This window comes from Chitinimonas sp., from assembly GCF_041904975.1.
GTDB lineage: Bacteria > Pseudomonadota > Gammaproteobacteria > Burkholderiales > Chitinimonadaceae > Chitinimonas.
In genome coordinates this window covers 1-8,450 of record NZ_JAYRLZ010000191.1, presented here as the reverse complement: position 1 = coordinate 8,450, position 8,450 = coordinate 1, and the positions used below count along the sequence as shown (strand labels likewise).

General features: G+C 61.1%; 8 protein-coding genes. 3 read left to right on the top strand and 5 right to left on the bottom strand.

What is annotated here, in order from left to right; translation table 11 throughout:
- The 3 genes from ACE3OH_RS15900 to ACE3OH_RS15890 form a co-directional block, all read left to right on the top strand.
- The coding region (locus tag ACE3OH_RS15900; protein ID WP_374355071.1) for a PhoU domain-containing protein at positions 1-301 on the top strand (301 nt) is incomplete at its 5' end.
- A 100-nt stretch (positions 302-401) separates the two neighbouring features.
- Positions 402-1,895, top strand: coding sequence for an exopolyphosphatase (gene ppx / locus ACE3OH_RS15895; protein ID WP_374355066.1), 1,494 nt, complete (start codon positions 402-404; stop codon positions 1,893-1,895).
- Between the two features lie 117 nt (positions 1,896-2,012).
- Positions 2,013-2,600: a LexA family protein gene (locus tag ACE3OH_RS15890; RefSeq protein WP_374355063.1), complete on the top strand. Its 588-nt coding sequence runs from the start codon at positions 2,013-2,015 to the stop codon at positions 2,598-2,600.
- 148 nt (positions 2,601-2,748) lie between these two features.
- Here ACE3OH_RS15890 and ACE3OH_RS15885 read toward each other — a convergent pair whose 3' ends face one another.
- The 5 genes from ACE3OH_RS15885 to ACE3OH_RS15865 all read right to left on the bottom strand — a co-directional run bounded on the left by ACE3OH_RS15885 (position 2,749) and on the right by ACE3OH_RS15865 (position 8,286).
- Complete coding sequence (locus ACE3OH_RS15885; protein ID WP_374355060.1) at positions 2,749-3,528, bottom strand: 3-hydroxybutyrate dehydrogenase; 780 nt, start codon at positions 3,526-3,528, stop codon at positions 2,749-2,751.
- A 60-nt stretch (positions 3,529-3,588) separates the two neighbouring features.
- Positions 3,589-4,326 carry an acetoacetate decarboxylase gene (locus tag ACE3OH_RS15880; protein WP_374355056.1) on the bottom strand — a complete coding sequence of 246 codons (738 nt, stop codon included), beginning with the start codon at positions 4,324-4,326 and terminating at the stop codon, positions 3,589-3,591.
- Positions 4,316-5,482 (bottom strand): patatin-like phospholipase family protein, encoded by a 1,167-nt coding sequence (locus ACE3OH_RS15875; RefSeq protein ID WP_374355053.1) that lies wholly within the window; start codon positions 5,480-5,482, stop codon positions 4,316-4,318. Before ACE3OH_RS15875 ends, ACE3OH_RS15880 begins: the two co-directional genes overlap by 11 nt.
- Positions 5,483-6,118: 636 nt before the next feature.
- A complete protein-coding gene (gene eutC / locus ACE3OH_RS15870) occupies positions 6,119-6,898 on the bottom strand; it encodes an ethanolamine ammonia-lyase subunit EutC (RefSeq protein ID WP_374355050.1) in 780 nt (259 codons plus the stop codon).
- Positions 6,895-8,286, bottom strand: a complete 1,392-nt coding sequence (locus tag ACE3OH_RS15865) for an ethanolamine ammonia-lyase subunit EutB (protein WP_374355047.1) — start codon at positions 8,284-8,286, stop codon at positions 6,895-6,897. The genes eutC and ACE3OH_RS15865 overlap by 4 nt, the downstream gene beginning before the upstream one ends.
- Positions 8,287-8,450 lie beyond the last annotated feature (164 nt).

The following is an 8,450-nucleotide window of genomic DNA, read 5'->3' as shown; positions in this document are numbered from 1 at the left end:
GGGCATGTTGCGCACGGCGCTTGATGGCTTTGCCCGGCTGGATGCCTCGGTGGCTGCGGTGGTGGCACGTGAAGACCTCAAGCTCGATGATGAATTCAAGGCCATCCAGCGCCAGTTGATTACCTTCATGATGGAAGACCCGCGCACTATCTCGCTGTCGCTGGAAATCATCGAAATCGCCAAGGCGATCGAGCGGGTGGGCGATCACGCCAAGAATATCGCCGAGTACGTGGTCTATCTGGTCAAGGGTATCGATGTCCGCCATAGCTCGCTCGATGTGATCGAGCAAAAGACGGCCTGAGTTTCACCAAAGCGGTCCAGCCCCTCGCACGCCGAGGGGCTTGTCATTTGTTGCGCTGCTTCACACAATCGCGCCCATTGCGTCTGTATCGAGTCCATTCATGTCTGCACCCCACACCATTGCCGCTGTCGATCTTGGTTCCAACAGTTTCCGTCTGCAGGTGGCGCGGGTGGTGGACGACCAGATCTACCCGCTCGATGGTTTGAAAGACACGGTACGTTTCGCCGCTGCGCTCGATAGCGCAGAGCGCTTGGACGAGAAGGGGCAGGAGCGCGCCTTGCAGGCCCTGGCGCGCTTTGGCGAGCGCCTGCGCGGCATGGGGCCTGAGCAGGTGCGCGCCGTGGCCACCAATACGCTGCGGGTGGCCAAGAATGCCCATGACTTCCTGCCCCGCGCCGAGGCGGCGCTGGGTTTTCCGATCGAAGTGATCGCTGGGCGCGAAGAAGCGCGTTTGATCTATATCGGGGCGGCCCATTCCTTGCCCTCCGGTAAGGAACGGCGTCTGGTAGTGGACATTGGTGGCGGTAGCACCGAATTCATCATCGGCCAGCAATACAAGCCCTTGCGTACCGAAAGCCTGCTGATGGGCTGCGTCAGCTTCAGCCTCAAGTACTTTCCTGGTGGCAAGCTGACTAGGCAGGCCTTGCGTGATGCCGAACTGGCTGCGCGCGCCGAATTGCAATCCATCTCGCGTGACTTTGGGCGCGAACACTGGCAGCTGGCCATCGGTACCTCGGGCACTGCCCGTTCCTTGAGCGACATCATGGAGCTCAATGATCTGTCGTCGGGCGGGATCTCGCTGGACGGCATGGAAAAACTGCGTACCGCCATGCTCAAGGCAGGGCATATCGATGCCTTGCAGCTCAATGGCCTGCGTGCCGATCGGCGCCCGGTGCTGCCAGGCGGCTTCGCCATCATGGCAGCGGTGTTTGCCGAGCTGGGGGTAGAGCAGATGAACATTACCCTGGGCGCCTTGCGCGATGGCGTGCTGTATGACCTGATCGGCCGCCAGCAAGATCGCGATTTGCGCGATGTGACGGTGGAGCAGTTCAAACGGCGCTATCACGTGGACATGCCGCAGCAGGCCCGTGTCGCCGCCCTGGCCGAGGCGTTTTATCGCCAGCTGTGCGCCAGCATGGCCTTACCAGTTGATGAGGAATTGCAGCACTTGCTATGGGCGGCGCGCCTGCATGAAATCGGCTTGTCGATTTCGCATGCGAGTTACCACAAGCACTCCGCCTATATCCTGCAGTATGCCGATATGCCGGGCTTTTCCAGCCACGAGCAGGCGAGACTGGCCTTGCTGGTGCTTGCCCATCGTGGTGGCCTGAAAAAGATCGGTGCGCTGCCCCAGGCAAAATGGGCGAAGGTATTGGCCTTGCGCCTTGCCGTGCTGTGTTGTCGCAGTCGTTCGGAACAGGCGCCGGCCCCCTTGACGCTGGCTGCCGATCACGGCGGCTTTGCACTCAATGCGCCGGATGAGTGGCTGGCGAATAACCCGCTGACTCATACCGCCCTGCTTCAGGAAGCCAGCGAGTGGCAGGACATCGGAGTGCCGCTGCGCCTGTCCGACACCGTTCAGCGCAAGGTGTAAGGCGCGCGCGACAACTCCGGCGTTTCCGGGTGCGGACGCCGCGAATGCCTACCCTCAGCTTGCCAAGAGAACGTCCGTTCCCTAAAGTATCGGCAATCTTCCTGCACGGAAATGGATATGAGTGATTTTGACAAAGACTTCGACTACCTGAGTCGCCTGCAGGACTACTACGCCGATAACCGCTGCTTGCCGTCCTATGCGCGTCTGATGACCTTGCTCGGCTTTGCCAGCAAGTCGGCGGTATCCAAGCTGCTCACCCGCCTGCAGTTGCAGCAGTTTCTCACCCGCACTGCCGATGGCGACTGGGTGCCGACCGAGCGCTTCTTCGAGCGTTCGCTATCGAGCCAGCCAGTGCCTGCCGGCATGCCGGTGGCTGCGCGCGACCTGGGCAGTGACAGCTTTGCCATCGATCACTATCTGGTAGAGAACCCGTCTCGCACCCTGATGATCCCGGTCAAGGGCGATTCGATGATCGACGCCGGCATCCACAGCGGCGACCTGGCGGTGATCGAGCGCCGCTCCCACGCCGACCCTGGCGATATCGTGGTGGCGATCGTCGACAATGAATTCACCTTGAAGACCTTGGCACGCGAAGCCGGGAAATTCATCTTGCAGCCGGCCAATCCGGCTTATCCGGTCATCCGGCCGCAGGGCGAGCTGGAGATTTTCGGTGTGCTGGTTGGTCTGGTGCGCAAATATCGTTGACGCGTCGGCGGGCAGGGCGGTCAACATCCGCAGGGCATCTGTCTGTGCTGCCTGTCTGCGGCTGGCCAGCAGCGTGGGTGGTTGAAGCCCGATGCTGGCCGTGTTTCACCGCGCCATCGCGCAGTGCGCGTTGGCACCGGCAGCGACCTTAGTTCATAAACCAGCCATGGCTGGCAATCAGCGATTGGCCAGTCAGTGCATTGCTGTCGAATGAGGCGAACAGCAGGGCCACTTCGGCGATATCAGCCTCGGTGGTGAACTGGCCGTCTACCGTCTCGCGCAGCATCACATCGCGTACCACCGCTTCTTCCGAAATACCCAGGGTCTTGGCCTGCTCGGGAATCTGCTTCTCGACCAGCGGCGTCAATACATAGCCGGGGCAGACGACATTGGCGCGCACATTATGGGCAGCGCCTTCCTTGGCCACCACTTTGCACAAGCCCATCAGGCCGTGCTTGGCGGTGACATAGGGCGCCTTCAGTTTCGAGGCTTCGTGCGAGTGCACCGAACCCATATAGATGATGCAGCCGCGATTCTGTGCATACATCGGCTTGAGGCAGGCTCGGGTGGTCAGGAAGGCGCCATCGAGGTGAACGGCCAGCATCTTCTTCCAGTCGGCAAAGCTGAATTCGTCTACCGGCTTCACGATCTGGATGCCGGCATTGCTGATCAGGATATCTACCGTGCCGAAGCGGTCGACAGCTGCGGCAACGGCAGCTTCGACCTGTTCTTCATTGCTGACATCGACGGCAATACCCATCGCCTTGCCGCCAGCGGCTTCGATTTCGGCGGCGGCCTTGTCGGCGGTGGCTTGATTGAGGTCGGCTACCACGATCTTGGCGCCTTCACGGGCAAAGCGATCGGCAATGGCTCGGCCAATGCCGCTGGCGGCGCCGGTAATGAATGCAACTTGGTTTTCTAAACGCATGTTTTCTCCGGTTTTCAAACAAGATGAGGCAGGGCTGGGGTAGGGGTTGCCCCGGCAGATTTAGCCCAGGTAGTCGTACACCACTTCGCCCAGGCCCAAGGTCAGGTCGCAGATGTAGTGGGTAGCGGACAACACCTCCAGCACCGGTAGTTCGGCGATGGGCGCCAGCGCGTGTGGCGTCAGCTGCAAGGCGCCGGGGGCGGACCAGGCGCCTTTGAGGGTGACATCGGTGGTGTGGTAGCGCACCAGCTCGCAGATGCGCGCACTGCCATCGACATGTGGAATGATTTTCAGCAAAAAGTTGGGTGCGGCGAGCGAGTCGAGTATCTGTTGCGGATCGATGGGCTGATATTTGTAGCCCATGGTGCCGGTGGCAATGCGTACTGGTCCGAAGTCCAGGGTGCCGAGCAAAGTCTCACGCTCGACGCTCATGCTGGGGCGGCCGGCTTTTTTCGGGAAACCCCAAAGCTCGCGTCCGCCGGCGATCGGCGGGTGGTCATCAAGAAACATGGCATGCACATAGCCGCCGCGCTGCCCTTTGAAGCTGACCGGAATCACCTGTCCGCTTTCGGTGTAATCGCCAAAGCCGGTGGAGTTGGGCATACGGATGAATTCGTATTTCACTACCGGCTCGACGATTTCCAGCGGTTCCGGCACCAGCTTGCGCAAGATTTCCGGATCAGTACGGTAGGTAATGATCATGTATTCGCGATCAGTAAAGCGATATGGGCCGGGCGGGAACGCCGGGCTGTTCAATGGCATGGCAAAGGCATTGCGACGTACATCTTCAATTTTCATGCGGATTGGCTCCAACAATGGCGTGATCGGTCACTGGGTTGGTCAGGTCATAGGTGATGACGGCGTCGGAGCTGGCACTACGGCGCAGCCAGTCGGGATGATCGATACACAGCTGCACATCGTGAGCGCCGGCAGCCCAGCGCTCTTCCACCGAAGCACGGGAGAACTCGTAGTCCTTCGAGTCCAGATGATGATCGGGTGGGCGGTAGATCAGGTGAACGATGCTGATCTCGCGTGGCTGATGAAACGCCTGCAGCTTTCTGGCGGCCGGATGGTTGCGCAGTGACTCGGGCAAGGCGGCGAGGAGCTGGCCGACCGCCTGCTGCATATTGGCATGCTGGCGTATCGTGTCGGTATTGAAGCGGGTACGGCTCGAGTACATGATGTCCTTGTGCCGTACCAAGGTCGTGCCAAGGTCGGTAGGCAAGGGGCCGTGCGCATTGAACAGGTCGACTTGCAGCACGAGGCCCGGTGCGTCGGCGCGGTGATCGAGCACATATTGCAGCGGCGTGTTCGAGACAATGCCGCCATCCCAGTAGTGGCGACCATTGATCTCCACCGGCGCAAATGCTGGTGGCAGCGCACCGCTGGCGATAATGTGCTCGGGCCGGATCTCTTCGGCATGATTGTCGAAATACACCGAGTTGCCGCTTTCCACTTCAACGGCACCGACGCTGAGCCGGACCTTGCGTTGGTTGATCAGGTCGAAATCGATCAGTTCTTCTAGGGTGGCGCGCAACGGCTGGGTGTCGTAGATACTGTTTGCGCGTGGTGCATTGGGCCAACCGAGCAGCTCATAGGACTGGCGCGGCCGATAAAAGCCCGGTACGCCAAACGTGGCGGCCAGGGTGGCGCTGGCCCAGTTGAAGTACATGCGGCCATGGCCGTCGCCCGGTGCGCTTGCCAGCAGGTGCGAGGAAACCCGGTGCCAGAATTCCTGCAAACGGGCGACACGTCGCTCCGGCGGATTGCCGGCAATGATGGCGGCATTGATCGCACCGATGGAAACGCCCGCCACCCAGTCCGGCATATAGCGGCTGTGCGACAGGGCCTCATATACACCGGCCTGATAGGCGCCAAGCGCGCCGCCGCCTTGCAGAACCAGTGCAATACCGGTCGAGCCACTTGTTGCCATCTGCTGCCTGTTTTGATTCACATTGCGTGTTCCTGCCATATGGCTTGGCCCTTGTATGTTGATATTATTTCCGGCGTATTCAATTACTGAAATGGTCGCCGGCTTTTGGGTGTATATGTGGCGATTCGGTGTTCGATAGTGTTATCGGTGCTGATTGGATTTTCTGGCCTTGCTAATTGATCTGTCTGTCATGTGGCCATGCAGTCAGGCTGATTTTATATTGCAGCATGGTGTATGCCGCTACTGAAGCGGCTAGGTGCGAAAGGCGCAGTACGACGTATGACGTCTGTAGATCAAGGCAATATTAGTGGATGTATTATTTTGGCTTGCTTGAATATTTTTTTCATGAGCTTTCGTCAGTCTTACATGGTTTGTGTGGTGTGTCAAAGTTAAATGGGTGTTGTTTGCTGCTTTTTAGCTGCGAGATATGCTGTGTTTTTGCTGTGCGGAAAATATATTATCTATTTTAATTTGATTGCCTGAATATCCGGGCGAGCGTAGAGCAACGATATTTCATTTTCGTTGCTGCGCGTGGCTGGCCTGGCCGGCAAGAGGTGCCAGGAAGCGGGCTGGGGCGTATCAAGCCAGGGAGGGGGCAAGCGGCGGCGGGCTTGGGCAAGCAGGGCCGCAACACCATGGCAGACAGTGTATCGCCAGTTATGCAGCGCTTGGCGCGTTCAGCACTACCTCATCACTCTCGTCTTTGAGCTGCACGCCGCTCAACTGGCGCTGCAGCGCCTGCCGTATCAGCCAGGCCAGTCTGGCTGCTGCTGCTGTGGGCGTCAGCCCTTCCGGGCGGATATTCGATACGCAATTGCGTTCGGCATCACGCCGCCCGATTTGTGGGGCATAGGTCAGGTAGGCGCCAAGACTGTCGGGCGAGGATAGCCCCGGACGTTCGCCAAGCAGGATGATGGCAAGGCGGGCGCCGAGCAGGGCGCCGGCTTCGTCTGCCAGGGCGACGCGCGCCTGGCTGGCGATCAGCAAGGGGGCGAGCTGGAAGCCATGCAGCAGCGGCAGCAGGGCATGCAGCAGCGGCGGCCCTTGCCGCTGGCAAGCCAGGGCAGACAGGCCATCGGCGAGGACGATGGCAATATCGCAGCCTGCAGCACCATTGGCTGCGCTGGCCGCTTGCAGCTGTGCGACGCTGGCATCGTCGAGCCGTCGGCCAAGGTCGGGGCGCTGCAGATAGCAGCGGCGATCGGCGGCGCGGCTGGCAATGTGCACGATGGGCAGGCCAAGGCTTGCCAGCCGGGTAGCGAGCGTGGCGGTGTCATGCGGGCTGTGTACCGCATCGCGGGCGCGGGCATGGGCCAGGCCGAAGGCCAGCACTTCGCGGGTAGGCAGGGCAGGGCCGGCGCGGCCAAGGCCGATGCGCGCCTGGGTCAGCGCAGCCAGATGCTGCCAGGGGTCGGGCGGGGCAAGCTGATCGCTCATGGCGCCACCTGGCGGTTGAAGTGCTGCAGCAGGGGGTGGTTGCTGCGCGCCGGCAGGAGCTGGCCCGCTTCATCGCACAGGCCCATACGGGTCAGCCAGGCTTCGAATTCCGGTGCACGCGGCAACCCGAGCAATTGGCGGATGAATAGCTGGTCATGGAACGAGGTGCTCTGGTAGTTGAGCATGATGTCATCGGCTCCCGGCACACCCATGATGAAGTTGACCCCGGCGGCGCCCAGCAATACCAGCAGATTGTCCATATCGTCCTGATCGGCCTCGGCGTGGTTGGTGTAGCAGATATCGCAACCCATGGGCAGGCCGAGCAATTTGCCGCAGAAGTGGTCCTCCAGCGCGGCGCGGCTGATCTGCTTGCCATCGAACAGGTATTCGGGGCCGATAAAACCCACCACCGTATTGACCAGCAAGGGCCGGTAGCGGCGGGCGACGGCATAGGCGCGAGCCTCGCAGGTCTGCTGGTCCACCCCGTGGTGGGCATTGGCGCTGAGCGCGCTGCCCTGGCCGGTTTCGAAATACATCAGATTGTCGCCGACGGTGCCGCGCCCGAGCGAGCGGGCGGCGGCATGGCCCTCATCCAGCAAGGCCAGGTTGATGCCGAAGCCGGCATTGGCTGCCTCGGTGCCGGCGATGGACTGAAATACCAGGTCAAGCGGCGCACCGGCCTCGATGGCGCGGATCTGGTTGCTGACATGGGTGAGTACGCACGATTGGGTGGGAATGGCGAACTGGCTGATCAGCCCGTCGAGCATCTGCCACAGGCCGAGCATGGCCGGCACGCTGTCCGATGCCGGATTGATGCCGATCACTGCATCGCCCACGCCATACATCAGGCCATCGAGTATCGAGGCGGCAATGCCGCGTGGATCGTCCGTTGGGTGGTTAGGCTGCAGCCGCACCGCCAGACGGCCAGGCAGGCCAAGAGTGTTGCGAAAATGCGTGATGACCTGGCACTTTTTCGCGACCAGCATGAGGTCCTGATTGCGCATCAGCTTGCTGACGGCCGCCGCCATTTCCGGCGTGATGCCACCCGCCACTGCAGCGAGCCGGGCGCTATCGGTGCTGTCTTGCAGCAGCCATTCGCGGAATTGCCCGACGCTCAGGCCTGCCAGTGGCGCAAAGGCTGCAGCGTCGTGGCTGTCGATGATCAGGCGGCTGATTTCATCGCATTCATACGGAATCAGCGCCTCGTCCAGAAAGCGCTGCAGCGGCAGGTCGGCCAGCACATGGCGGGCCGCCATGCGTTGCTCGGCACTCAGCGCGGCAAGACCGGCCAGATAGTCGCCGGAGCGAGGCGGGCTGGCCTTGGCCAGCAGGTCCTTCAGGTCGGCAAAGTGGTAGTGGCTAGCGCCCAGCGTGCAGGTGAGCGTCATATCGGTGTCCATAAGCTCGCGATGGCCGGCATGCCTCCGTGAACGCCTTTGTCCAGGCCGCCATGGCGCGTGCTGCCCCTGCAGCCGTCAGTCGATCTGGAAGGCCGAAACGGCACGATCCAGCCGTTCCGCTTCCTGGCGCATGGTTTCGGCATATTGGCGTT

Excerpts from the sequence above, each read along its gene's own strand:
- ppx (WP_374355066.1), top strand. The coding sequence starts at position 402 with ATGTCTGCACCCCACACCATTGCCGCTGTCGATCTTGGTTCCAACAGT.
- ACE3OH_RS15890 (WP_374355063.1), top strand. The coding sequence starts at position 2,013 with ATGAGTGATTTTGACAAAGACTTCGACTACCTGAGTCGCCTGCAGGAC.
- ACE3OH_RS15885 (WP_374355060.1), bottom strand. The coding sequence starts at position 3,528 with ATGCGTTTAGAAAACCAAGTTGCATTCATTACCGGCGCCGCCAGCGGC.
- ACE3OH_RS15880 (WP_374355056.1), bottom strand. The coding sequence starts at position 4,326 with ATGAAAATTGAAGATGTACGTCGCAATGCCTTTGCCATGCCATTGAAC.
- eutC (WP_374355050.1), bottom strand. The coding sequence starts at position 6,898 with ATGAGCGATCAGCTTGCCCCGCCCGACCCCTGGCAGCATCTGGCTGCG.
- ACE3OH_RS15865 (WP_374355047.1), bottom strand. The coding sequence starts at position 8,286 with ATGACGCTCACCTGCACGCTGGGCGCTAGCCACTACCACTTTGCCGAC.